The organism is Streptomyces sp. NPDC048507 (assembly GCF_043199995.1).
Taxonomy (GTDB): Bacteria; Actinomycetota; Actinomycetes; order Streptomycetales; family Streptomycetaceae; genus Streptomyces.
This window is the reverse complement of the sequence record NZ_JBICWZ010000001.1, coordinates 1,022,144-1,044,633: the sequence shown is the minus strand read 5'-3', so window position 1 is coordinate 1,044,633 and position 22,490 is coordinate 1,022,144. Positions and strand designations below refer to the sequence as shown.

At 75.0% G+C, this 22,490-nt stretch carries 18 protein-coding genes; 5 read left to right on the top strand and 13 right to left on the bottom strand.

The genetic code is table 11. From position 1 onward, the window contains the following. Positions 1 to 222 precede the first annotated feature (222 nt). From ACGFXC_RS04810 to ACGFXC_RS04775, 8 genes are all read right to left on the bottom strand, one after another. On the bottom strand, positions 223 to 1,329 hold the full coding sequence (locus ACGFXC_RS04810; RefSeq protein WP_393709450.1) for a glycine betaine/L-proline ABC transporter ATP-binding protein: 1,107 nt from the start codon (positions 1,327 to 1,329) through the stop codon (positions 223 to 225). Further along, positions 1,326 to 2,897 carry a GMC family oxidoreductase gene (locus ACGFXC_RS04805; RefSeq protein ID WP_393709448.1) on the bottom strand — a complete coding sequence of 524 codons (1,572 nt, stop codon included), beginning with the start codon at positions 2,895 to 2,897 and terminating at the stop codon, positions 1,326 to 1,328. The genes ACGFXC_RS04810 and ACGFXC_RS04805 overlap by 4 nt, the downstream gene beginning before the upstream one ends. A 14-nt stretch (positions 2,898 to 2,911) precedes the next feature. Then, the gene (locus tag ACGFXC_RS04800; RefSeq protein WP_393709447.1) at positions 2,912 to 4,396 is read right to left on the bottom strand and encodes an aldehyde dehydrogenase family protein; all 1,485 of its coding nucleotides are present in this window, start codon (positions 4,394 to 4,396) and stop codon (positions 2,912 to 2,914) included. Between the two features lie 207 nt (positions 4,397 to 4,603). Further along, on the bottom strand, positions 4,604 to 5,818 hold the full coding sequence (locus ACGFXC_RS04795) for an NAD(P)/FAD-dependent oxidoreductase (protein ID WP_393709445.1): 1,215 nt from the start codon (positions 5,816 to 5,818) through the stop codon (positions 4,604 to 4,606). Then, on the bottom strand, positions 5,815 to 7,383 hold the full coding sequence (locus tag ACGFXC_RS04790) for an FAD-dependent oxidoreductase (RefSeq protein WP_393709443.1): 1,569 nt from the start codon (positions 7,381 to 7,383) through the stop codon (positions 5,815 to 5,817). Before ACGFXC_RS04790 ends, ACGFXC_RS04795 begins: the two co-directional genes overlap by 4 nt. Further along, positions 7,380 to 9,560, bottom strand: a complete 2,181-nt coding sequence (locus tag ACGFXC_RS04785) for a molybdopterin oxidoreductase family protein (protein WP_393709441.1) — start codon at positions 9,558 to 9,560, stop codon at positions 7,380 to 7,382. Before ACGFXC_RS04785 ends, ACGFXC_RS04790 begins: the two co-directional genes overlap by 4 nt. A 172-nt stretch (positions 9,561 to 9,732) precedes the next feature. After that, a complete protein-coding gene (locus ACGFXC_RS04780; protein ID WP_393709440.1) occupies positions 9,733 to 10,605 on the bottom strand; it encodes a haloalkane dehalogenase in 873 nt (290 codons plus the stop codon). A gap of 132 nt (positions 10,606 to 10,737) precedes the next feature. After that, complete coding sequence (locus ACGFXC_RS04775; RefSeq protein WP_393709438.1) at positions 10,738 to 11,430, bottom strand: NAD(P)-dependent oxidoreductase; 693 nt, start codon at positions 11,428 to 11,430, stop codon at positions 10,738 to 10,740. 76 nt (positions 11,431 to 11,506) lie between these two features. On the opposite strand from ACGFXC_RS04775, the gene ACGFXC_RS04770 reads away from it, so the two are divergent. Beyond that, the gene (locus ACGFXC_RS04770) at positions 11,507 to 12,157 is read left to right on the top strand and encodes a TetR/AcrR family transcriptional regulator (RefSeq protein ID WP_393709436.1); all 651 of its coding nucleotides are present in this window, start codon (positions 11,507 to 11,509) and stop codon (positions 12,155 to 12,157) included. A 30-nt stretch (positions 12,158 to 12,187) separates the two neighbouring features. Here ACGFXC_RS04770 and ACGFXC_RS04765 read toward each other — a convergent pair whose 3' ends face one another. After that, positions 12,188 to 14,038, bottom strand: a complete 1,851-nt coding sequence (locus ACGFXC_RS04765; protein ID WP_393709435.1) for a glycoside hydrolase family 15 protein — start codon at positions 14,036 to 14,038, stop codon at positions 12,188 to 12,190. A 19-nt stretch (positions 14,039 to 14,057) separates the two neighbouring features. Continuing rightward, the gene (locus tag ACGFXC_RS04760; RefSeq protein ID WP_393709433.1) at positions 14,058 to 14,891 is read right to left on the bottom strand and encodes a class II glutamine amidotransferase; all 834 of its coding nucleotides are present in this window, start codon (positions 14,889 to 14,891) and stop codon (positions 14,058 to 14,060) included. 220 nt (positions 14,892 to 15,111) lie between these two features. Here ACGFXC_RS04760 and ACGFXC_RS04755 point away from each other — a divergent pair, with 220 nt between their 5' ends. The 3 genes from ACGFXC_RS04755 to ACGFXC_RS04745 all read left to right on the top strand — a co-directional run bounded on the left by ACGFXC_RS04755 (position 15,112) and on the right by ACGFXC_RS04745 (position 17,625). Further along, the gene (locus ACGFXC_RS04755; protein ID WP_393709432.1) at positions 15,112 to 15,948 is read left to right on the top strand and encodes an undecaprenyl-diphosphate phosphatase; all 837 of its coding nucleotides are present in this window, start codon (positions 15,112 to 15,114) and stop codon (positions 15,946 to 15,948) included. Between the two features lie 221 nt (positions 15,949 to 16,169). Next, entirely contained in the window at positions 16,170 to 16,826 is a 657-nt protein-coding gene (locus ACGFXC_RS04750; RefSeq protein ID WP_393709430.1) for a phosphatase PAP2 family protein, read from the top strand. A gap of 124 nt (positions 16,827 to 16,950) precedes the next feature. Next, the gene (locus ACGFXC_RS04745) at positions 16,951 to 17,625 is read left to right on the top strand and encodes a DedA family protein (protein ID WP_393709429.1); all 675 of its coding nucleotides are present in this window, start codon (positions 16,951 to 16,953) and stop codon (positions 17,623 to 17,625) included. Positions 17,626 to 17,671: 46 nt separating this feature from the next. Here ACGFXC_RS04745 and ACGFXC_RS04740 read toward each other — a convergent pair whose 3' ends face one another. Then, the gene (locus ACGFXC_RS04740) at positions 17,672 to 18,508 is read right to left on the bottom strand and encodes a hypothetical protein (protein WP_393709427.1); all 837 of its coding nucleotides are present in this window, start codon (positions 18,506 to 18,508) and stop codon (positions 17,672 to 17,674) included. Between the two features lie 299 nt (positions 18,509 to 18,807). Between ACGFXC_RS04740 and ACGFXC_RS04735 the strand changes: the two genes are divergently transcribed. Next, the gene (locus ACGFXC_RS04735) at positions 18,808 to 20,418 is read left to right on the top strand and encodes an alpha/beta hydrolase (RefSeq protein WP_393709425.1); all 1,611 of its coding nucleotides are present in this window, start codon (positions 18,808 to 18,810) and stop codon (positions 20,416 to 20,418) included. Between the two features lie 9 nt (positions 20,419 to 20,427). Here the strand turns inward: ACGFXC_RS04735 and ACGFXC_RS04730 are convergent, their stop codons facing one another. Further along, positions 20,428 to 20,853 (bottom strand): YjbQ family protein, encoded by a 426-nt coding sequence (locus ACGFXC_RS04730; protein ID WP_393709423.1) that lies wholly within the window; start codon positions 20,851 to 20,853, stop codon positions 20,428 to 20,430. Positions 20,854 to 20,910: 57 nt separating this feature from the next. Further along, entirely contained in the window at positions 20,911 to 22,248 is a 1,338-nt protein-coding gene (locus ACGFXC_RS04725) for a hypothetical protein (protein WP_393709422.1), read from the bottom strand. Between the last annotated feature and the right edge of the window lie 242 nt (positions 22,249 to 22,490).

Here is a 22,490-nt window from a genome sequence, read left to right as displayed (position 1 = left end):
CGGCCGCCGGTCCGGGTTCTGCGGGGGCGGTCGTGGGCGGGGGACCCGGCCGTGGCGCCGTGCGGGCCGGCTGACCCTCCGGAGGACTGCGGGGCGTCCGGAGGTGCGGTGGCCCGGCCTGCGGGCGCGGGGCGGGTGTCGGGCGGGGTGTGGGTCGGGGTCGCGGTCACGCGCACCACCTCCGGGCGTCGGGGACGGGGACCGGCGGACGCAGGGGGCGGTTCACGCCGCCACCCCCCGTCCGGTGGCGGCCGGGAGTCCGGCCACGACGGCGAGCAGGCCCGCGTCGTCGACGACGCCCAGGCAGCGGCCGTGGTCGACCACGCGGGCGGGGCCTCCGGTGCGGGCGACGGCCTGGATGGCCTCGACCACGGTGGTGCCGGGGCTCAGCGCGGGTCCCTGTTCGGCCTCGGCGGAGGTCGCGGGACGCATGGCGGTGCGGACGGTGAGGACCTGTTCGCGCGGGACGTCGCGGACGAAGTCGCGTACGTAGTCGTCGGCGGGCGAGCCGACGATCTCCTCGGGCGTGCCGAGCTGCACGATCCGGCCGTCGCGCATCAGGGCGATCCGGTCGCCCAGGCGCAGGGCCTCGGAGAGGTCGTGGGTGATGAAGACCATGGTGCGGCCCTCTTCGTGGTGGAGCCGGGTGACCTCCTCCTGCATCTCGCGGCGGATGAGGGGGTCGAGCGCGCTGAACGGTTCGTCGAACAGGAGGACTTCGGGGTCGGCGGCGAGGGCGCGGGCCAGGCCCACGCGCTGCTGCTGGCCTCCGGAGAGCTGGCCGGGGCGGCGTCCCTCCAGTCCTTCGAGGCCGACCTTGGCGACGAGTTCGGCGGCCTTGTCGCGGCGCTCGCCCCGCGCGACGCCCTGGATCTCCAGTCCGTACGCGACGTTGTCGAGGACGCTGCGGTGCGGGAGCAGGCCGAAGTGCTGGAAGACCATGGCGGCGCGGTGGCGGCGCAGGGCGCGCAGCCGGGGGGCGTCCATGGCGAGGACGTCCTCGCCGTCGATGGACAGGCTCCCGGCGGTGGGCTCGATGAGCCGGGTGAGGCAGCGTACGAGGGTGGACTTGCCGGAGCCGGACAGGCCCATCACGACGAAGACCTCGCCCTTGCGGACGTCGAAGGTGACGTCGCGGACGGCCGCGGTGCAGCCCGTCCGCTCGCGCAGTGCGGCGGCGGACAGCCCGGCGAGGTCGGCGGAGCCGGGGATCTCGGCGGCGGCCTTCTCGGGGCCGAACACCTTCCAGAGCCCGTCCACGGAGAAGACCGGCGGCGCCGCGGTGGTGCCGGCGGGGGCCGTGGCGGCGGTGGTGGGGGCGGTGTTCATCGGGCACCGCCTTCCCGGGTCAGCAGTTCGGCTGCCTTCTCGCCGACCATGAGCACTCCGATCATCGGGTTGACCGCGGGCATCGTCGGGAAGACGGAGGCGTCCGCGATGCGGATGCCGTCGAGGCCGCGGATCTTGAGGTCCGGGCCGACGACGGCGCCGGGGTCGTCCTGGGCGCCCATCCGGCAGGTGCCGGCCGGGTGGTAGACGGTGTGCGCGACGGAGCGGGCGTAGGCGCTCAGCTCTTCGTCGCCGGTGATGTCCGGGCCGGGGCACACCTCGCGCCGCAGCCAGCCGGCGAGCGGCTCGGTCGCCGCGATCTCGCGGGCGATCTTGATGCCGTCCACCAGGGTGCGGCCGTCGTAGTCGTCCTCGTCGGTGAAGTAGCGGAAGTCCAGGGCCGGTTTGACCTCGGGGTCCGCGCTGGTCAGGTAGAGCCGGCCGCGGCTGCGGGGCTTGGGGATGTTCGGGGTCATCGACACGCCGTGCGCGGGGCGTTCGTAGCCGATGCGTTCGGGGTTGTCGGTGAAGGGGACCTGGTAGAAGTGGAACATCAGGTCGGGGCCCGGGGAGTCGGGGTCGCGCCGGACGAACAGGCCCGCGTCGCTGTCCATCGCGGAGTTCTCCGGTATCGGGCCGTCGGTCTCCCAGACGATCACCGATTCGGGGTGGTCGAGCAGGTTCTCCCCCACTCCGGGCAGGTCGTGCACCGGGGGGATGCCGAGGGCTTCCAGGTCCGCGCGCGGGCCGATGCCCGAGTGGAGGAGCAGGCGGGGGGTGTCGACGGCGCCCGCGCACACGAGGACCTCGCGGCGCGCGGTGATCAGGGACTCGGTGCCGTCCTTGGCGCGTACGTGGACGCCGCGGGCCCGGGTGCCGTCGAGTTCGAGGCGGTGGGCCCAGGTCTCCAGGAAGATCCGGAGGTTGGGGCGGTCGTCCATCACGGGGTGCAGGTAGGCGACGGACGCGGAGGACCTCTTGTTGTCCTCGGGGTGGTAGGCGAGGTCGAAGAAGCCGGCGCCCTCGTGGAAGGGCTTGCGGTTGAAGCCCTCGACGCGCGGGACGCCCAGGGCGCTCTGCGCGGCGTCGACGAAGTCGCGCGCGATGGCGTTGCGGTCCTTCTCGTCCACCGGGACGATGTGGTTGAGGAGCTTGTCGAAGTACGGGTCCATGGCGGCCGCGTGCCAGCCCTCGGCTCCCGCCCGCTCCCACTCGTCCCAGTCGGACGGGAGGGGCTTGAAGGCGATGAGGGTGTTGTGCGAGGAGCAGCCGCCCAGGACGCGGGCGCGGCTGTGGCGGATGTGGGAGTTGCCGCGGGGCTGCTCGGTGGTGGGGTAGTCGTAGTCGAGCTCGCCGCCGAGCAGGCCCATCCAGCGGCGCAGGGTCAGGACGTCGGGGCGGTCGATGTCGCTGGGGCCGCCCTCGATGACGGCGACGGTGACGTCGGGGTCCTCGGTGAGGCGGGAGGCGATCACCGAGCCGGCGGTGCCGCCGCCGATGACGACGTAGTCGTAGGCGAACTCGTGCTCCGGCGCGCGTTCGGCGCGGGGGTGCGTGGGGGTGGTCATGGCTCGCTCCTCCTTCAGCCCGCGAACCAGCGCACGGGGCGCGGGGCGAGGTTCTGGTAGACGTGCTTGGTCTCGCGGTACTCGGCCAGGCCGGAGGGGCCCAGTTCGCGTCCGGTGCCGGACTTGCCGAAGCCGCCCCACTCGGCCTGCGGGAGGTAGGGGTGGAAGTCGTTGATCCAGACGGTGCCGTGGCGCAGCCGGCCGGCCACGCGGCGGCCGCGGCCCGGGTCGGAGGTCCACACGGCGCCGGCGAGGCCGAACTCGGTGTCGTTGGCGAGCGCGACGGCCTCGTCCTCGGTGCGGAAGGTCTCGACGGTCAGGACGGGGCCGAAGACCTCTTCGCGCACGACGCGCATCCCGCGGTGGCAGCGGTCCAGGACGGTCGGCCGGTAGAAGTAACCCGGTCCGTCGGGGCGTTCGCCGCCGGAGCGCAGGACAGCGCCCTCCTCCAGGGCGGAGGCCACGTAGGTCTCGGTGCGTTCGCGCTGGGCGGCGGAGACGAGCGGGCCGCACTCCACGCCGGGGTCGGTGCCGCGGCCGAGGCGGATCCGGTCGGCCCGGCGGGCGAGTTCGCCGACGAAGCGCTCGGCGACGCTCTCCTCGACGATCAGCCGGGAGCCGGCGGAGCAGACCTGGCCGCTGTGCATGAAGGCGGCGTTCAGGGCCTGGTCGACGGCGGTGTCGAAGCCCTCGTCGGTGGCGCAGGCGTCGGCGAAGACGACGTTGGGGTTCTTGCCGCCGAGTTCGAGGGCGACCTTCTTGACGGAGTCGGCCGCCGCGCGCATCACCTTCGTGCCGCTGGTGAGGCCGCCGGTGAAGGAGACGAGGTCGACGTCGGGGTGGGCGGCCAGGCGCGCGCCGACGGGATCGCCGGGACCGGTGACCAGGTTCGCGACGCCGGCGGGCAGTCCGGCCTCCGCGAGGAGGCCGATCAGGGCCACGCTGGACAGCGGGGTGATCTCGCTGGGCTTGAGCACGAAGGTGTTGCCCGCGGCGAGGGCGGGGGCGATCTTCCAGGAGGCCTGGAGGAGGGGGTAGTTCCACGGGGTGATCAGGGCGCAGACCCCGACGGGCTCGTGGACGACGACGCTGTGGACGTCGGGGGTGCCGGCGTCGACCACGCGGCCCGCGCTCTCGCCCGCGACGAGGCCGGCGAAGTAGCGGAAGGCGTCGGCGACGCAGTCCACGTCCACCCGGCCCTCTTCCAGGGTCTTGCCCGCGTCGCGGCTCTCCAGCAGCCCGATGCGTTCGCGGTCGCGCTGGAGCAGGTCGGCGGTGCGGCGCAGCAGCGCGGCCCGTTCCAGGACGGGGGTCCGGGGCCATTCACCGCCGTCGAAGGCCGCGCGGGCGGCGCTGACGGCCGCGTCGGTGTCCGCGGTGCCGCCTTCGGCCACGACGGCGAGGACGGTCGCGTCGGCGGGGTCGAGCACCTCTCGGGTGGCTCCTGATACCGCGGACCGCCAGGCTCCGGCGATGTGGATGGTCTGCTGCTCGGACACGACGCGCTGTACCTCCGGATCGGGCACCGCGGCGGACCCGCGGTGGTGGTGCTCGTGCCCGCTTGCCCGGTCCTTCGGGAGCCATGTCCCTTCCGTCACGGGAAGTGACGGGAGTCACTCCGCGTTGCTGAAATCGCATAAGGCGTGAATCGGGGCATTCACCCCGCCCCGGGATGGCCGGGTACGGGGCGGTCCGCCGGGCGGGAGTCAGCGGGCGACCGGGCCGAGCAGCAGGTGAGGGGGGTCCGGAAGGGGCCTGCCGAGGAGGGAGTGGAGGGTGGCGTACGGGGCCGTGTCGCCCGCCAGCACCCCGCCGAGCAGGGCGCCCGTCGTCCCGTCGAGGACCAGCTTCGCGTACCGCTCGCCGCCCCGGTCGCTGCGGATGAACTCCATCGCCCCCTCGGAGCGGGCGTGCGCGTCCCCGAAGCTCCCCACCTCCACCCCGAGCAGCTTGAGCTTGGTGGACAGGTCCGGGTCGGTGAACGGCTCCCCCGGATCCGCGCACAGTTCCCGGGCCACCGTCTCGGCCATCCGGTACCCGGGGGCCAGCAGGCCGTGGCAGCGGCCCTCCACGGCGGCGCAGTCGCCCACCGCCCACACCCGGGGGTCGGGGGTGCGGCAGCGGGCGTCCACGAGGAAGCCGCCGCGCTCGCCGGTGGGCAGCTCCGCCGCCGCGGCCAGTTCGTCGCGCGGGCGGACGCCCGTGGAGAAGACGACGAGGGCGGCGTCGAGGAGCTCCCCGTCGGCGAGGGTCACCGTACGGACGCGGCCGTCCGGCCCGGCGTCGACGGACTTCAGCCCGGCTCCGCACCGGGGCCGCACGCCCAGCGCGCCCACCAGGCGGCCCAGTACCCGCCCCGCGCCCTCGTCCAGCTGGACCGCCATCAGCCAGGGAGCGGCCTCCACCACCTGCGGGCACATCCCGAGCGCGGCGAGCGCGCCCGCGGCCTCCAGCCCGAGCAGGCCCCCGCCGACGACCACCGCCGGCCGGCCGGGGCGGGCCGCCGACCGGATCGCCGTCACGTCGTCGAGCGTGCGGTACACATGGCATCCCGGCAGGTCGTGCCCCGGCACCGGCGGTACGAAGGGCCGCGCTCCGGTGGCCAGTACCAGCGCGTCGTACCGCACGGCAGTGCCGTCCGCGCAGTACGCCGTGCGCCGCGCCCGGTCGATCCGTGCCACCGGGCTCGCCCGCCGGGAACGGACCCGCTCGTCACCGGTGAACGCGGCTCCGTCCAGGGTGAGTTCCGCCGGGTCGGCGCCGCGCGCGTACGCCGAGAGGGCGATCCGGTCGTAGGCGGGCCGGGATTCCTCCGCCAGCACGACGATCCGCCACCGGTCCGACCGGTCGCGTTCCCGCACCTCGCGCACCAGCCGGTGCCCCACCATCCCGTGGCCGACCACGACGAGCACCCCTGTCACCGCTGCCCCGCCTCCCGCGGCCGCCCGGCCGCCGTCGCTCCCGCTCGCGCCTCTGCTTGTTCCGCTTGTTCCGCTTCTTCTGCCGCCGCTGTCCCTGTTCGCGGTTCCGCTCCCGTTCCCGTTTCCGCTTCGGCGGCCCACGCGGCGCACTGGTCCCGGACCTCGTCCCGGCAGCCCCCGCAGCCGGTGCCCGCCCGGGTGGCCGCCGCCAGCGCCTCGCCCGTACGGGCCCCGGCCCGCCAGGCGGCGGCCAGCGCGTCACCGGTGACGTTGTTGCAGTGGCAGACCAGGGCCGTCCCGGGCGGCGGACCGGCCGCGTACCCGGGCGGGCCGCCCAGCAGCAGTGCCAGCCGGTCGGCGGGCACGGTCCCGCCCCGCTCGTGCAGCCGCACCACGTCGGCCGCGGCGCGGCCGAGACCGATCAGCTCGGCGCCGGTGAGCCGCCCGCCCGCCAGCGACAGCCGCGCGTACCGCCCCCGGCCCGCGTCACCGAGTACGACGGTCTCCTCGGCGCCCTCCGGGGTGCCGACCCGCATCAGGTCGAGTTCCTCCGCCTTCAGCCGCAGCACCCGCCGGCTCCCGTCGGGCCGGACCCGGCCCCCGGTGAGCAGCACGGCCAGGGTCTCGGCCTGGTCCCAGGCCGCCGCGAAACCGCCCGCGGGCACCCGCCCGGCGGGCTCCGTCGCGTCGAGGGGCTCGGCGCAGTCGCCCAGCGCGTGCACCCGGGCGGCGCTGGTGCGCAGCCGGTGGTCCACGAGGACGCCGGTGCGCACCGCCAGCCCGGCCGACCGGGCGAGCGCCACCCGGGGGCGGGCCCCGAGGCACAGCAGGACCTCGTCGGCATCGGTCCGGCTGCCGTCGTCGAGCACCAGGGCCCCCGGCGCGCGGGCCACGACGCTCCGGCCGGCCCGTACGTCCACGTCGAGGGCGCGCAGCCGGGCGGTGAGGGTGTCACCGCCGCGCGGGTCGAGGTGGCGGTCGAGCGGGTACGGGCCCCGGTGGACCAGGGTCACCGGACGGCCGCGGCGGCGCAGGGCCAGCGCGGCCTCGACGGCCAGGACACCGCCGCCGATCACCGCCACCGCGGTGCCCCTCGCATCGAGGAGCGTCCCGTCGGCGAGGGTCCGCAGCGCCCGGATCCCCTCCGTGAGGCGCCCGTCGGCGCCGCGCGCCCAGGGCAGCCCGGGCACCAGCGGCGTGGCGCCGGTGGCGAGGACGAGCCGGTCGTACGGGTGGCGCTCGCCGTCGTCGGTGTGCACCAGGCGCCGGCGCCGGTCGAGGGCGACGGCCCGGACACCGAGCCGCACCACCGTTCCCGGGGGCGGTTCGGGCAGCCGCAGTGCGTCCGCCGGCAGCGAGCCGTCCAGTACGTGGGTCAGCAGGGGCCGATTGTAGGCCGGTTCCGGCTCGGCGCCGAGGACGGTGACCGGGCCCGCCCCACCGTGGTGGCCGAGCCGCTCCACCAGCCGGTGGGCGGCGGGGCCGTATCCGACGACGACGATCCGCTCGGGATCCGCGCTCCCCCGCCGGCGCACCCGCGCGAAGCCGTTCACCGGGCCGGTCACGGGGCGGCCTCCAGGCGTACCGCGCACACCTTGAACTCGGGCATCCCGCTGCGGGGGTCCAGTGCGGCGTGCGTGAACAGGTTGGCCCGCCCGGCGCCCGGAAAGTGGAACGGCACGAAGACGGTGTCGGTGCGCAGCGTGGCATCGCAGCGGACCTCCGCCACGGTGGCGCCGCGGGCCGACACGATGCGGGCGCGCTGTCCGTCTGCGAGTCCGGCGCGGGCCGCCGTGTCGGGATGCACCTGCACGAAGGGTCCGGGGGCCGCTTCGAGCAGTTCGGGCACCCGCCGGGTCTGGGCCCCGCTCTGGTACTGGGCCAGGACCCGGCCCGTGGTCGCGTACAGCGGGAAACGCCGGTCGGGGCGTTCGGCCGCCTCGCGGTGCTCGACGGGCGTGAACCGCGCCCGGCCGTCGGGGTGCGCGAACCGGTCGAGGAAGGGCCTCGGGGTGGGGCCGGCGCCCTCCGGGCAGGGCCAGTACAGGGCCTCTCCCGCGTCGAGCCGCGCGTAGTCGATGCCCGAATAGTCGGCGGGGGCGCCCCGGGTGGCCGCCCTGATCTCCTCGAAGACGGTGCGCGGATCGGCGGGGAAGCGTGCCGCGGGCTCGCCGAGCCGTACGGCCAGCTCCGCGATGACGGCGGGGTCCGGGCGCACGCCGGGCGGCGGGTCGAGCAGGCGGCGCCTGCGCAGGACCCGGCCCTCAAGGCTGGTCAGGGTCCCCTCCTCCTCGGCCCATTGGGTGACGGGCAGGACCACGTCGGCGGCCAGGGCCGTCTCGGAGGGCACGAAGTCGGCGACGACCAGCAGCTCCAGCGCGGCCAGCCGCCGGCCCACCCGGGTGGCGTCGGGCGCCGAGACCAGGGGGTTGCAGCCGAACACGAGCAGGGCCCGGGGTCCGCCGGGGCTGCCGATGGCGTCGAGGATCTCGTAGGCGCCCGCGCCGTTCCCGGGGGCGGGCAGCCGGTCGGGGGCGACGCCCCAGACGCGGGCGACGTGGGCCCGGTCGGCCGGGTCGGCCAGCGAGCGGCAGCCGGGCAGCTGGCCGGCCTTCTGTCCCATCTCGCGCCCGCCCTGCCCGTTGCCCTGGCCGGTCAGCGTGCCGAAGCCGCGGCCGGGGCGGCCGGGCAGGCCCAGGGCGAGGGCGAGGTTGGCGAACGCGGCGACCGTGTCGGCGCCCTTGCTGTGCTGCTCGGCGCCGCGTCCGGTCAGGACGTAGGCACCGGCCGCGCCGGCGAGCATGCGCGCGGCGGTGCGCAGCTCCGCGGCCGGTACGCCGGTGACCGCCTCGACCCGCTCGGGCCACCAGGCGCTCGCCCGCGCCCAGGTCTCGTCGAAGCCGTTGGTGCGTTCGGCCACGTACGCCTTGTCGAGCAGTCCCTCGCTGACGGTGAGGTGGAAGAGGCCGAGGGCCAGGGCGAGGTCGGTGCCGGGGACCGGGCGCAGGTGCAGGGCGGCGGTGGCGGCGGTGCGGGTGCGGCGGGGGTCGACCACGATCAGGTCGGCGCGCTCCAGGTGGCGCATGAGGGGCGGCATGGTCTCGGCCGGGTTGGATCCGGCGAGCAGGACGACGTCGGCCGCGTCGAGGTCGGTGACGGGGAAGGGCAGGCCCCGGTCGAGGCCGAAGGCCGCCTGCTGGGCGACCGCGGCGGCGGACATGCAGAAGCGGCCGTTGTAGTCGACGCGGCCGGTGCCGAGGGCCAGTCGGGCGAACTTGCCCAGGAGGTAGGCCTTCTCGTTGGTCAGTCCGCCGCCGCCCAGGACGGCCACGGAGTCCGGACCGTGGGCGGCCCGGAGGCGGCGCAGCCGTTCGGCCGTGTGCCCGAGCGCCCGGTCCCAGTCCACCGGGGCGAGCCGGCCGGCCGCGTCGCGCAGGAGCGGGGTCGTGAGGCGGTCCGGTGCGCCGAGGACCGTCGCGGCGGTCCATCCCTTCTGGCACAGGCTCCCGCGGTTCACGGGGAATCCCGGGTCCGGGCGGACCCGTACCGCGTGCCGGGGACCGCCGAGCAGGGTGGCGCACTGCAGGGCGCAGTACGGGCAGTGGGTGGACGTCTCGGACGCGGCCGGTCCGGCGGGGACCGCACCGGGGGCGGCGGCCGGATCCGCGGCGGCCGGAGTCGCCGGGGTCGCCGGGGCGCCGGTCACCGCGCCGCCGCCATCCGGGTGGGGTGCGCGGCGCATCCCGGGCCGTGCGCGGGGCGGGAGCGCGGCCACTCTGGCCAAATCGGGTCATTTCTTGCGTTTCTGGACACGGATTCGGCATTACCCGGGGCTGAGTTTTGATACGCCATCGGAAATCCCAAATCCCCACCAAGCGGGCACGGGCCCGGAAGTCCCCGATGGCCTCGCGGGACTACCGGCGCGTCAGTCCGTGCCGGACGGCCCAGCCGTCGATCGCCGCCGCCAGCTCCCCGGGGCGGTCCTCCGGCGAGTGGTGGCCGGCCGGACCGTGCCGGGAGACCTCCAGGGCGGCAATGTTCCGCTCGCACCAGGCCACCGTCTCCGGGCCGGTCATCGCGCCCGGGCCCGGTTCGAACGCGGCCAGCAGTTTGGGAACTTCGGTGCTCGCGGCCAGCCACGCGTCGTAGCGCTCGATGCGCTCCACGACCTCGGCCGGCTCGCCGTCCAGCGGCATCATGCGCGTCCACGCCAGCACCGGGCGGCGGCTGCGCGGGGTCGGGAAGGGGCGCCGGTAGGCGTCGAGGTCGACCGGGGCCAGCGGGGTGGCGAGGGTCGCGGGAAGCCCCTCGATGAACAGCGAGTTCTCCAGGACCATCTCCTCGCCCACTCCGGGGGTGCGCAGCAGGGTGAACAACTCCCGCCCGGCGGAAGGGAATTCGTCCCCGGCCAGCGGCTTGACGATGGTCTCCGTGAAGGCGAGGCCGCGCACGGTGCCCGGCAGCCGGGCCGCCCGGTCGAAGGCGAGCGCGCCGCCCCAGTCGTGGCCGACGAGGACGGCCTCGGCCAGGCCCAGTGCGTCGAACCAGGCGTCGAGGTGGCGGGCGTGGTCGTCGAAGGAGTAGCCGAGGTCGGGCTTGCCGGAGTCGCCCATCCCGATGAGGTCGGGCGCCAGCAGGCGCCGGCCGGGGGCGGCGACCCCGGGCAGGACGTTGCGCCACAGGTGGGAGGAGGTGGGGTTGCCGTGGAGGAAGACGAACGGCAGTCCGTCGGGGTCACCGGACTCCCGGTAGTGGAAGGTGGAGTCGAGGACGGGCACGGTGGGCACGCGGGATCACTTCGCTTTCGGTACGGGGGGTACGGGGAGGGCGCGGAGGCGACCGCGAGGGTCCGGGGCCGATGGTGTCGGCGGGGCCGAGAAGGCCGGAGTGGCCCGGCGGGCCCCCGGAGGCCGGGCCGGTCACTTCTTCTTGACGCCCTCGTTCCAGATCAGCTTGGCGACGTTCGGCTTCACCCCGGTGGTGACGACGCCCATCGCCGTACGGAGGTAGCGCCGCTCCTCCAGCTCTCGGAGCATGCTCGCGGCCAGGTCGGTGCGGGCGGTGAAGACGCCGTCGGCGCTGGTTTCGGCGGTGTGGTAGTCCGTGACGACCGGGTGCTCGAAGAGGCCGGAGGGGCGGACGAGGGTCCAGTCGAGACCCGTCCCGCGGATCACGTCCTCCATGCGGCGCATGTCCTCGTGGAGGGTGCGGCCGAGCCGCCGGTTGACCAGCGGGTCGAGCACGTGGTTGAAGAAGTGGGCGCCGGTGGGGCGCCAGTGCGGGTCGGCGACGCTCGAACTGACCACGAGCAGGCGGCCGATGCCGTGGCGGCCCATGGCCGTGGTGAGGACGGTGGCGCTCGCCGAGTACGTGCTGACGCGCTCCTTGGTGAAGCGTGCGCCCAGCGCGGAGAGGACGGCGTCCGTCCCCGCGACGGCCTCGTCGACGGCCACCGGGTCCGTGGCGTCGGCCACGGCCACGGTGAGCCCGGGCGCCGGGGCCAGGGAACCGGGGCGGCGGGTCACCGCGACGACCTGGTGGCCGGCGGCGAGGGCCTGGCCGGTCAGGTGGCGGCCGGTCGGTCCGTTGGCGCCGAAGACTGCGATGCGCATGAGGTCGGGTGATCCCTTCGTGTGGTTGCCGGAACGCCCTTGACTGTGTCGGCCCCGGAACGCAGGCTCAACGCTGATGAATATCGCCGCACCCGCCCCCGCGCCCGCCCGCACCCGGGGCCGCCCCCGGGGCAATCCGCCGATCCGCGCGTCGATCGTCCCGGTGGCCCACGCGCTGTTCCTGGAGCACGGCTACCGGAACACCACGCTGCGCGCGGTGGCCACGGCCGCCGGGGTCGATCCGGCGCTGATCGCGTACCACTTCGGCTCCAAGAAGGGCCTGTTCGCGGACGTGATGCAGTTCCACTGCGCCACCGCGCTGACGGTGGACGAGGTCCTCGGCGGCGATCCCGCCACCCTCCCGGAGCGCCTGGTCGACGCGGTCACGGGCCTGTGGGAGGACACCGGCTTCCGCCGGCTCTCCGCCCGGGGCGAGGAGGCCGCCGAGGTGCTCCGCGAGTACCTCGAACACGAGCTGCTGGGACGGCTCGTTGAATTTCTCGGCGGCCGGGACGCGACCGCCCGCGCCACCGCCGTGGTGACGGTCCTCGGCGGCCTCATCTACACCCGCTACCTCAACCCCCTCCCCACCCCGGCGGCCCTCACCCCGTCCGAGGTCCGCCGCCTCCTCGCCGCTCCCCTGCGCGCGGCCCTGGCCCCCACGGCCGCCGCCCGCGCGGGCCGTCGCGGCGGCCCGGTCTCCGGCCGGGGCTCCGTGCGGCCCTGACCGCCGGGCAGCGCTCCCCTCGGTGTCCCCTCACCCCGGGGGCCGGCCCGCGGCGCGGTCGAGCTCGGCGTCGAGGGCCAGGGCCGCGGTGATGAGGGCGAGGTGGGTGAACGCCTGTGGGAAGTTGCCCAGTTGCTCGCCGGTGGGTCCGATCTCCTCGGCGAACAGGCCGACGTGGTTGGCGTACGTCAGCATCTTGTCGAAGGCGTAACGGGCCTGCTCGAGCCTCCCTGCCCGGGCCAGGGCGTGCACGTAGAGGAAGCTGCACAGGGAGAAGGTGCCCTCGGCGCCCTGGAGGCCGTCGGGAGAGGCCTGGGGGTCGTAGCGGTAGACGAGGCTGTCCGAGACGAGTTCGGCGTCCATGGCGTCCAGGGTGGAGAGCCAGCGCGGGTCCTTGGGGGCGATGAAACCGACGAGCGGCATCAGCAGCAGGGAGGCGTCCAGGACGGTGCTGTCGTAGTGCTGGACGAACGCCCGCCGCTGCGCGCTCCATCCGCGGGTCATGATCTGTTCCATGATGGCGTCGCGCTCGGCGGTCCAGCGGGCCAGGTCCGCCGGGCGGGCGTTGGCCACGGCCTGCCGGATGCCGCGGTCGAAGGCGACCCAGCACATGAGACGGCTGTAGGTGAAGTCCTTCCGGCCGCCGCGGGTCTCCCAGATGCCCTCGTCGGGGCGGTCCCAGTGGTCGCCCAGCCAGTCGAGGAGCCCGGCGGAGCGCTTCCAGGCGTCGTAGCCGACGACGTCGCTGGTCCGGCCCGACTGGGCGAGGGCGTAGACCGCCTCGCCGTAGATGTCCAGCTGGAGCTGGTCCGCGGCGCCGTTGCCCGCCCGCACCGGGGCCGAGCGGCGCCACCCCTCCAGGTGGCCGAGGACCTCTTCGCTCAGGTACGGGTCCCCGTCGACGCGGTACATGATCTGGAGGGGTTCGCCGCCCGGGGCGCCGCCGTCGTGCAGGCGTTGCTGGAGCCAGCGGCGGAAGGCGTCGGCCTCGTCGGTGAATCCGAGGTCCCGCATGGCGCGCACCGACAGCGAGGCGTCGCGCACCCAGGTGTAGCGGTAGTCCCAGTTGCGCTCGCCGCCTTCCTGCTCGGGCAGGCCCATGGTGGCCGCGGCCACCGGGGCGCCCGAGGGCGCGTAGGTGAGGAGCTTGAGGGTGATGGCGGACCGGTTGACCATCTGCTGCCAGCGGCCGCGGTAGGTACAGCGGCCGATCCAGCCGTGCCAGAAGCCGCGTGCCGCGACGAACCGCTCGACCATGGCGGCCGGTTCGGCCGGCCCGGGGGGCTCGTCCCCCGGGCCGGTGACCGTCAGCAGGACGGCCGCGTTCTGGCCCGCGTCGAGGGTGACCGTCGCGGCCACGTCCCGGCCGTCGGCCAGCAGCCGTACCGCGCCGACGGACTGGAGGTGCGCGGTCACGCCCGGCCCCTCGAAGCGCGCGGCGCAGGCGCCGTCCAGGGTGAGCGCGTGCGGCGCCCTGCCGTAGTCGAAGCGGGGCCGGCACCGCAGCGTGAAGCGCACGGTGCCGCGTACCACGCGCATGTAGCGCACCACTTCGTGCCGGTCGGTGGCGGTGGACCCCTCGGGGACGGGCATGAAGTCGACGACCTCACCGACGCCCTCGGGGGTCAGGAACCGGGTGAGGAGGATGGCCGTGTCGGCCAGGTAGAGCTGGCGGGTGGTCACCCCGCCCTCCCCCGGCGCCCCTTCCGCGGTGATGGCGAAGTACCCGCCGCGCTCGTGGTCGAGGAGGGCCGCGAAGACGCTGGGCGAGTCGAAACGGGGCGCGCAGAACCAGTCCAGGACCCCCTCCGAGGAGACGAGCGCGCAGGTCTGCATATCCCCGATCAGTCCGTGCTCGGCGATCGGCGGGTAGGGGCGCATCGTGCCTCCACGCGGGGCGTCATACGGGTTGCGGGGTGAAGGGGTGCATCTCGTCCTGGCCGGGACGGACCACGCCGTAACTGCTCTCCGGTACGGCGTTCCACGCGCCGGGCAGGTCACCGAGGGGCTCGGAGACGATCAGGCGGGTCTCCTCGGAGATGTCGCGCAGGAACGCGACGTCGGGGTGGAGCCTGCGCAGGGCGTCCACCCGGCTGCTGTAGAACAGCGACCGCGAAGCGTGCCGGGTGGAGTAGCGGAAGGCCCACAGGCTCACGCCGTCGGTCACGGCGAGGGTCATCTGGAGCGGGAACTCGACGCCGTGTTCGCGGCCCACGCGCTCGACGGTGCCCGCCATGCGGGCCACGGCGGCCGGCGGATCCCGGTCCAGTCCGTAGGTGAGGGCGAGGTGGAACATCACCTCGGAGTCGGTCGTCCCCTCGATGTGGACGAAGAGCGCGGGGTCGACCAGGAGGCAGAGGTCCCGGCGCATCAGGTGGAACCCGTCGATGGCGCCGTTGTGCATGAACATCCAGCGGCCGTGCCGGAACGGGTGGCAGTTCGACTGCTGCACGGCCGTCCCGGTCGACGCCCGGATGTGGGCGAAGAAGAGCGGGGAGCTGACGTGGTCCGCCATCTCGCGCAGGTTGCGGTTGTTCCAGGCCGGACCGACGTCGCGCAGGAGCGCCGGGGTCTCGTTGCCCTCCGAATACCAGCCGATGCCGAATCCGTCGCCGTTCGTCGTCTCCACGCCCAACTTGGAGTGCAGGCTCTGGTCGATCAGCGAATGGGCGGGTTTGTAGAGGATGGTGTCGAGCAACATGGTCGTCCCCGAGTAGGCGAGCCATCGGCACATGGGCACTCCCCTGCGATCCCCCGCTGCTGCCACTACCTGCGCAAGTCCCTCCGGCCTCTCATTCTGGCGGCCCCCGGCGGTGATCGCCACGCAGGCCGGACACGGGCCGTGGAGCCGGGCGTGGCGCGGGGCGTGGCGCACCTGCCCGCGGATCCTCTACAGTCACCCCCATCGTCTACACACTTGTAGACCTCAAGGCACAACCGTAGGGACGGACGCATTGAGCACCATCGGCATCGGGCAGGCAGCGGTCCTCGGGATCGTCGAAGGGGTCACCGAATTCCTGCCGGTCTCCTCCACCGGCCATCTGAAGATCACCGAGGGGCTGATGGGGATCCCCGTGGGCGACAAGGCGGTCGTCGCCTTCACCGCGGTGATCCAGGTCGGAGCCATCGCCGCGGTCCTGGTCTACTTCTCCAAGGACATCGCCCGGATCCTGAAGGCGTGGGGCCGGGGGCTGGCCGACCGCGAGGAGCGGTACCACCACGACTACAAGTTCGCCTGGTGGGTCATCTACGCCACCCTCCCGATCGTGGCCGTGGGGCTGGCTGCCAAACCGCTCATCGAAGGCACGCTGGCCTCGCTGTGGGTGGTGGCCGGCTCCCTCATCGTCGGCAGCGGACTCATGTGGGCGGCCGACCGGATGGGCCGCCACAAGCGCGGCGAGGACGACACCGGCCTCAAGGACGCCATGCTGGTGGGCTGTTCGCAGATCCTGGCCCTCCTCTTCCCCGGCTTCTCCCGCTCCGGCGCCACGATCTCGACCGGCCTGATCCTCGACCTCGAACGCGTCGCCGCCACCCGGCTCTCCTTCTTCCTCGGCATCCCCGCCCTGACCGGGGCCGGCCTGTACGAGCTCAAGGACGCGGTCGGCACGGGCGTGGACCCGCTCCCGCTGGCCGTCGGCACCGTGGTGTCCTTCGCCGTCGCCTACGCCTCGATCGCCTGGCTGCTCAAGTTCGTCGCCAAGCACTCCTTCAACGCCTTCGTCATCTACCGGATCGCGGTCGGGGTCCTGCTCCTCGGCCTCCTCGGGACCGGCGTCCTCGCCGCCTGAGGGCGGCGCCGCGCACCCCGGCCGCCGGCCGCCCGGCCGTTGACCGCGCCACCGCCCCGCCCCCACCACCGGGATCGCCTACAGTGCGGTAGACCGTCTACCGGGCTGTAGTCACCCGGCGCCCGCCCGGCGGCCCCCTGCCCGGCTCCTTCGAGAGGCTCCGCCCGCATGACCCCTTTCGTACCCCGCCCGAGCGGTCCCGCCGCCTTGACGGCCGACACGTGACGCGGGCCCGGGCCATCCGGCCGGCCGGATGGGCGGCGCTGGTGGCGGCGGCCCTCTTCGCCCTGCTGGCCCTGTGGGTCGTACGGGCTCCGGCGCACCTGCTGCCCGCCGACGCGGGGCTGCACCGCTGGTCGGTGGACCACCGTCCCGGCGCGGCCGTCGCGGCGGCCCGCGCCCTCACCTACACCGGCACCGGCTTCGTCCCGTACGCGCTCGTCGTGCTGGCGGGGCTGTACGCGGGGCGCACGGCACGGCAGCGCGCCTGGACGGCCGCCGCCCTGCTGCTGTGCCTCGGCGCGGGCCAGGCACTGAGGTACGCGACCATGACGCTCATCGCCCGGCCGCGCCCGCCGGCCGGGGATTGGGCCACGCACGCCTCGGGCTGGTCCTTCCCCTCCGGCCACACCACCACCGCCGCGCTGACCGCCGGGCTGCTGGTCGCGGCACTGCTGCTGCGCGGGCCCGGGGTCTCCCGGACCGCGTGCGTGCTGATCGGGCTGTGGGGCGCGGCGGTCGGACCCACCCGCGTCTACCTCGGCGTCCACTGGTTCACCGACGTCCTCGGGGGGTGGCTGTTCGCCACCGCGTGGCTCGCCCTCCTGGCGTACGCCTACCTGCGGCGGACGGCCGGCCGGCCCCCCGACACCGCCTGACGCACCGTCCGGCCCCGGAAAATCCCCCGCACGAGAGCGTCTACAGCACGGTAGACCCACTACCATCCTGTGCACCGTGCGCCCGCGCCCCCCGCCTACCGCGATCACCGATGGGACCGTACCGATGCCCCTGCACCAGCTCGCCGCAGCGCCCGCGGCGCACCTCGCCGTGAACCTGCTCGACGCCCAGTCCCTGCTCGCGGCCTTCGGGACGATCGGCGTCGCGGTCGTCCTGTTCGCCGAGACCGGACTCCTCATCGGGTTCTTCCTGCCCGGCGACTCCCTGCTGTTCACCGCCGGGCTGCTGTGCGCGGGTTCGGCCACCACCCCCGGGCACCTGTCGCTGCCCTGGGTCATCGTGGCCTCCGCCGCCGGCGCCCTGGCCGGCGCGCAGACCGGCTACCTGCTCGGCCGCAAGGCGGGGCCGGCGTTCCTGACCCGGACGAAGTCCCGCAAAATCAGCGGGGGCGCCGCCAGGGCCGGGGAGATCCTCGAACGCTACGGGTACGCGAAGGCCATCGTCCTGGCGCGCTTCCTGCCCATCGTGCGGACCGTGCTCAATCCCCTCGCCGGGATCCTCGGCGTCCCGGCGCGCACGTTCGCGCTCTGGCAGGTGCTGGGCGGCCTGCTGTGGACCGTCGGCCTCGTCCTGGCCGGTTACGCGCTCGGCGCCGCCGTGCCCGACGTCGACCGCTACCTGCTGCCGATCATCGCGGCCATCGTCGCCGTGTCCCTGATCCCGGTCGGCCTGGAGCTGCTGCGCTCCCGGCGGGCCGGACGCGCCGACGGGAGTGCGTGAGTCCGTGAGCGCGTGAGCGCCGGTGCGGCCCGGCCGGGGCGCACGCTCAGCCCGCGTCCTCGTACGCGGCCGCCTTCCGGGCGACCGCGTCCCGGAGCGGTGTCATCCGGTCCACGAGCCGCTGGAAATCGGCGGTCCGGCCGTCGGACCACTGCCCCAGGGCGACGACCACGACACGGCCGCTGCTCCCGAAGCCCTGCACCAAGCCGCTGTCGGGGGGCAGCGTCGCGAGGCCGGACCCGGGGGGCGGGCCCTGGACGGCGACCTGGTAGTCGTCGAAGGCCGTCCCCAGCCGGGCCACGATGTGCACCGCGTCGACGGGGTCCTCGAGGGTGAAGACGGCCAGGGTGAACTGGTTGTTCCCCTCGTCCTTGTAGAGGGCGGTCTGCTCGCCGGCACAGCCCGCCCCGTCCCGGATCATCGCGGCCAGCCGAGGCCCGACGGCGTCGGGTTCCGTGCACGACGCAAGCACGGCGGATCCCACCCGGGTGAAGGCGGTCCCGGAGGTGCCCTCGATCCCGGCCGGGAACAGGTCCGCGAGCGGCACCAGCGGCCTCGCGCCGGCGGGTCCGGCGGCGGCGCCCCGGGCCGGCGCGGCGGACCCCTCGCGGGCGGCCGCGGTCACCGCCGGACGCGCCGCTCCGACGACGCCGCCGCCGTCACCGGATGAGGCTCCGGTGTACTTCAGCACGCCGAAGGCGGCGCCCGCGGCCACCAGCGCCAGGGCCAGGTGCAGCGGCCACACCCGCCGGGGCGCGGCCGGGGGGACCGCGGCGGGCGCGTCCGGCAGAGCGGCTCGTTCCGCCTCGAACCGGCGGACGAGGTCGTTCCACTCGTCGTCCGGGGTGTTCCGCCCCGCGGGCGTCTCGTCGTCTTCCGTCACCCACGCACCCTAATGATCACTCCCGTCCGATGGAACAGCCGCAGGTCACAGCCTCATCACTCCCTCGGCGGGGAGACCTGCCCGGGAACGTGCCCGGGCGGGCCTGCCACGGACGGCGCCGCGGACGGGCTACGGAAGCCGCCCCTTCGGATCTCGCGCGGCCCGCCGTCTTCCCGGCCGGGTCCACCGGTGCGAACCTGTGCGTGCCGCGCGGCCGAGCGGGGGCGCCCGCGCGTTCCCCGTCCTCGTGCTCCTCGCGCGCCGCCCTGCCGGACCGTCACCGAGGGAGTGTGCTCCGCATGCAGACCCGTTCGCCCGATGAACCGCGCAAGCGAGTGGCATGGGGGACGGCCCTCGTCCTGATCGCGGTCACCGCGCTCCTCGGGGCCGCGCCGACCGGGACCGCGGCGACGGCTCCGGCCGCCCCGCCCGTGCCCGTGCTGTCGTGGGGCCCCTGCCCGGACGACCAGGGGGACGGATTCGAGTGCGCGACCGCCCTGGTGCCGCTGGACTACCGACGGCCGGCCGGGCCCACGCTCCCGCTCGCCGTCACCCGCAAGCCCGCGGCCGACCCCTCCCACCGCACCGGCGTCCTGCTGCTGCACCCCGGCGGGCCCGGCAACTCCGGCGTGGACTTCGCCCGTGACAGCTACGAGGCGCTCCCCGCCTCCCTGCGCGACGGCTTCGACGTCGTCGGGTACGACATGCGCGGCGTGCGACGCAGCGGGCAGGTGGAGTGCTGGAACGATCAGGAGTACGCCGCCGCCGTGGACTCCGCGCGCGGCGTGCCCGGCCCCGGCGCCCTGCACACCGCGATCCGGCAGGGCCTCGACTTCGCCACCGCCTGCGCCGAGCGCTCCGCCGACCTCGTCCCGTTCATCGGCACCGGCTCCAACGCCAAGGACATCGACCTGCTGCGCCGGGCCCTGGGCGAGGAGACCCTCACCTTCTACGGGCGCTCCTTCGGCAGCTACGTCGGCACCGTGTACGCCGCCCAGTTCCCCCGGCGCGTACGGGCCATGGTCCTGGACGGCGCCTACGATCCGCGGCGCTACTCCGACGTGCCGTACGCCTACGACGCCGGGCAGTTCGCCGCCCTGGACTCGGCGGTCGGCCGCTTCCTGGACTGGTGCGCGCGCGAGCCCGCCGCCTGCGGGTTCGGCGGGGGCAGGCCGCGGCAGGCCTTCGAGGAGCTCAAGCGCTCGCTGGACGCCGACCCGGTGATCACCGCGAGCGGGCGCCCCGCCACCGGGTACACCCTCGCGTACCGCCTCATGTTCAACATCAATTCGGGCCAGGAGGTCTGGCCCTACCTCGGCGAAGGCCTGCGGGCGGCCCAGGCGCACCAGGCCTCGTGGCTGCTGTCGCCGCCGTCACCCGCCTCCTTCGACTTCCTCAACGTCAACATGGCCGTCGAGTGCGCCGACCGCGTCTACCCGCCCGGCCGGCCGCTGCTGGGCGCGCTGGTCGGCGCGCACGTCGCCGCGGCGCCGTTGCTGGGGCCCGCCATCGGGCTCGGCCCGCCCACCTACGACCACAACCACGCACCCACCTGCGTCCAGTGGCGGGCGGACCGGCCGAGCCGCTTCGAGGGCTCCTACCGGGCGGCCGGTTCCGCCCCGATCCTGGTCATCGGCACGACCGGCGACCCGGACACCCCGTACCAGGACGCCGTGGCCCTCGCCGGGACGCTGGAGGGCGGGCGGCTGCTCACCTTCCGGGCCGAAGGACACACCGGCTACAACCGGAGCGCGTGCGTCAGCGCTCTCGTGAACGCCTATCTGGCCACGCTGGCGCTGCCCGCGCGCGGCACCGTCTGCGCGGACGAGACTCCCCCGGGATCGGCCGCCCGCCGGGCCACGGGCTTCGAGGCGGACGAGACGCGTGATGTGATCCCGGTCCTGCGCTGAGCGCGCCCGTCAGCCGGCCAGGAAGGACAGCCGGACCTGGCGGCGCGGGTTGTCGCGGTTGGTGTCCACCAGGGTGACGGACTGCCAGGTGCCCAGCTCCAGCACCCCGTCGACGACGGGGAGCGTCGCGTGGGGCGGGACGATCGCGGGCAGTACGTGGTCGCGTCCGTGCCCGGGGGAGCCGTGCCGGTGCTGCCAGCGGTCGTCGGCGGGCAGCAGCGACCGGAGGGCGGTCAGCAGGTCCGCGTCGCTGCCCGCGCCCGTCTCGATGACGGCGAGGCCCGCCGTGGCGTGCGGGGTGAAGAGGTTGAGCAGTCCGCTGCGGCCCCGCGCCACCTCCCCCAGGAAGGCGGCGCAGGCGGCCGTCAGGTCGTGGACGGTCTCCCGGTCCCCGGTCGTCACGTCGATGGTGCGGGAAACGAAGGTGTCAGCCATGACACCATCCTCGCCCCTCGCCGCCGCCGGACCGTGGACCGGCCCTGGTTCACCGGGTCAGCCGAAGCGCCCGCTGGGCACGGGGCCCGCGGAGTTGACCCGGTCCCGGGGCCCCTCCGCCCACCGTTCGGCCGCCCGCGCGGCGAAGGCGGCGAGCGCCCCGTCCGGGTCGGCCGGCGTCTGCCCGTCGCCCTCCGGCGCGGCCGGGTCGGCCGCGAGGAGCGCCTCGGCGAGTTCCTCGGCCGTGCGCCCGTCGGGCTCCGCCTCTCCCACGGTGCCGTCCGCGGACCACCGCAGGCCGGGCTCCCAGGGGGCGACCACGCTCTGCACGAGCAGGGTGGAGACGTCGGCCGTCGCGGCGGGCGGCGCGGTCCAGCAGGTGGCGTGTTCGAAGAGCAGTTCGCCCGCCGCCCGTTCGGTCAGCGCGGCCACCGCTTCGGGATCGCATCCGGTCAGGTCGTACGCGACCACCAGCACGTCCGGGGTGCCGGGACGGTAGGGCGCGGCCGGGACGCCGAACAGCCGGGCCGCGGCCAGGCCGAGCGCCCGGCTGCCGCGGTCCGGCAGCAGGCCGATGGACGCGGGCTCGCGGCCGGCCGCCGCCAGGGCCTTGCGCAGCCGCTCCAGGCCGTGCCGGCAGGAGTCGAAGTCGTCCTGGAGGTAGCCCCAGCGGCCGTTCATGCCCTGGTCGAAGCCGTGCGGCGAGAGGGTGGTCAGCAGGCCGCCGGTCAGCACGTAGTGCCAGCCGCGCAGGTCCCGAGGGCCCGTCGGCGGCACGGCCGCGGCGCGCTCCAGCATCCGCCCGACGCGCCGGCCGGGCCCCGTCCACATCCCCTCGGGGGCCGAGAGGGCGTCGAAGACCTCGCGCGCGGTGTCCGTCCGGCCGCTCATCAGGGCGTTGTAGACCGTCAGGTAGCGGTCCGGCCAGTCGGCGAGCAGTGCGTCGTGTCCGCGCAGCAGTTCCAGCGCCTCGGTGTGCCGCTCGACCCGCTCCAGCGAGGTGACCAGTTCCAGAAGCACCCGCCGGGGGGTGAGCCGGGCGTCGGAGCGCGGCGTGGACTTGCGGCGGAACAGGCCCTTGCGTTCCGGGGCGGCGGACGGCGCCAGGGTCAGGCCGAGGGCCTCCCGCAGCGCGGGGACGGCCAGGGCGGGCAGGCCGCGCTCGACGCAGGCGTAGCCGTACGCGTAGAGCCGCGCGGCCTCCCCCGGCCGGGCCGCCAGCGCTGTCGAGGCCTCGGAGAGGTCCGTGAAACCGGCGCCGCGGGCCAGCTCGGCCACGAGCGGTGCGATCTCGGCGGAGGCGAGCTCTTCGGCGGCGGACCGCAGGATCCGCATCGACCCCTGCGGGTCGCCCGCTTCGAAGAGTTCCCGGGCCTTGGACAGTTCGGTGGTCATGTGTCTCCGGTGATCGGGGGGGGGCGGACCTGCGGATCATCACCGGCGCCGCGGGGTGCGGGCAAACGGGTTTCCGGCCCGGTGCACGCCCTTCCCGGGGGCGGCGGTCCGCGGCTCCCCCGTCAGGGCGTGGCGCGCGCCACGGCCCGGTGGCGGGGAAATGCGGATGCCCCGGGCGGTGCGGCCGCGTTATGGTCGTCCGCATGAACGTCAACGGCCACCGCAGCACCGCGACCGCGCGA

Excerpts from the sequence above, each read along its gene's own strand:
- ACGFXC_RS04810 (WP_393709450.1), bottom strand. The coding sequence starts at position 1,329 with ATGAACACCGCCCCCACCACCGCCGCCACGGCCCCCGCCGGCACCACC.
- ACGFXC_RS04805 (WP_393709448.1), bottom strand. The coding sequence starts at position 2,897 with ATGACCACCCCCACGCACCCCCGCGCCGAACGCGCGCCGGAGCACGAG.
- ACGFXC_RS04785 (WP_393709441.1), bottom strand. The coding sequence starts at position 9,560 with ATGCGCCGCGCACCCCACCCGGATGGCGGCGGCGCGGTGACCGGCGCC.
- ACGFXC_RS04775 (WP_393709438.1), bottom strand. The coding sequence starts at position 11,430 with ATGCGCATCGCAGTCTTCGGCGCCAACGGACCGACCGGCCGCCACCTG.
- ACGFXC_RS04770 (WP_393709436.1), top strand. The coding sequence starts at position 11,507 with ATGAATATCGCCGCACCCGCCCCCGCGCCCGCCCGCACCCGGGGCCGC.
- ACGFXC_RS04765 (WP_393709435.1), bottom strand. The coding sequence starts at position 14,038 with ATGCGCCCCTACCCGCCGATCGCCGAGCACGGACTGATCGGGGATATG.
- ACGFXC_RS04760 (WP_393709433.1), bottom strand. The coding sequence starts at position 14,891 with ATGTGCCGATGGCTCGCCTACTCGGGGACGACCATGTTGCTCGACACC.
- ACGFXC_RS04745 (WP_393709429.1), top strand. The coding sequence starts at position 16,951 with ATGCCCCTGCACCAGCTCGCCGCAGCGCCCGCGGCGCACCTCGCCGTG.
- ACGFXC_RS04735 (WP_393709425.1), top strand. The coding sequence starts at position 18,808 with ATGCAGACCCGTTCGCCCGATGAACCGCGCAAGCGAGTGGCATGGGGG.
- ACGFXC_RS04730 (WP_393709423.1), bottom strand. The coding sequence starts at position 20,853 with ATGGCTGACACCTTCGTTTCCCGCACCATCGACGTGACGACCGGGGAC.
- ACGFXC_RS04725 (WP_393709422.1), bottom strand. The coding sequence starts at position 22,248 with ATGACCACCGAACTGTCCAAGGCCCGGGAACTCTTCGAAGCGGGCGAC.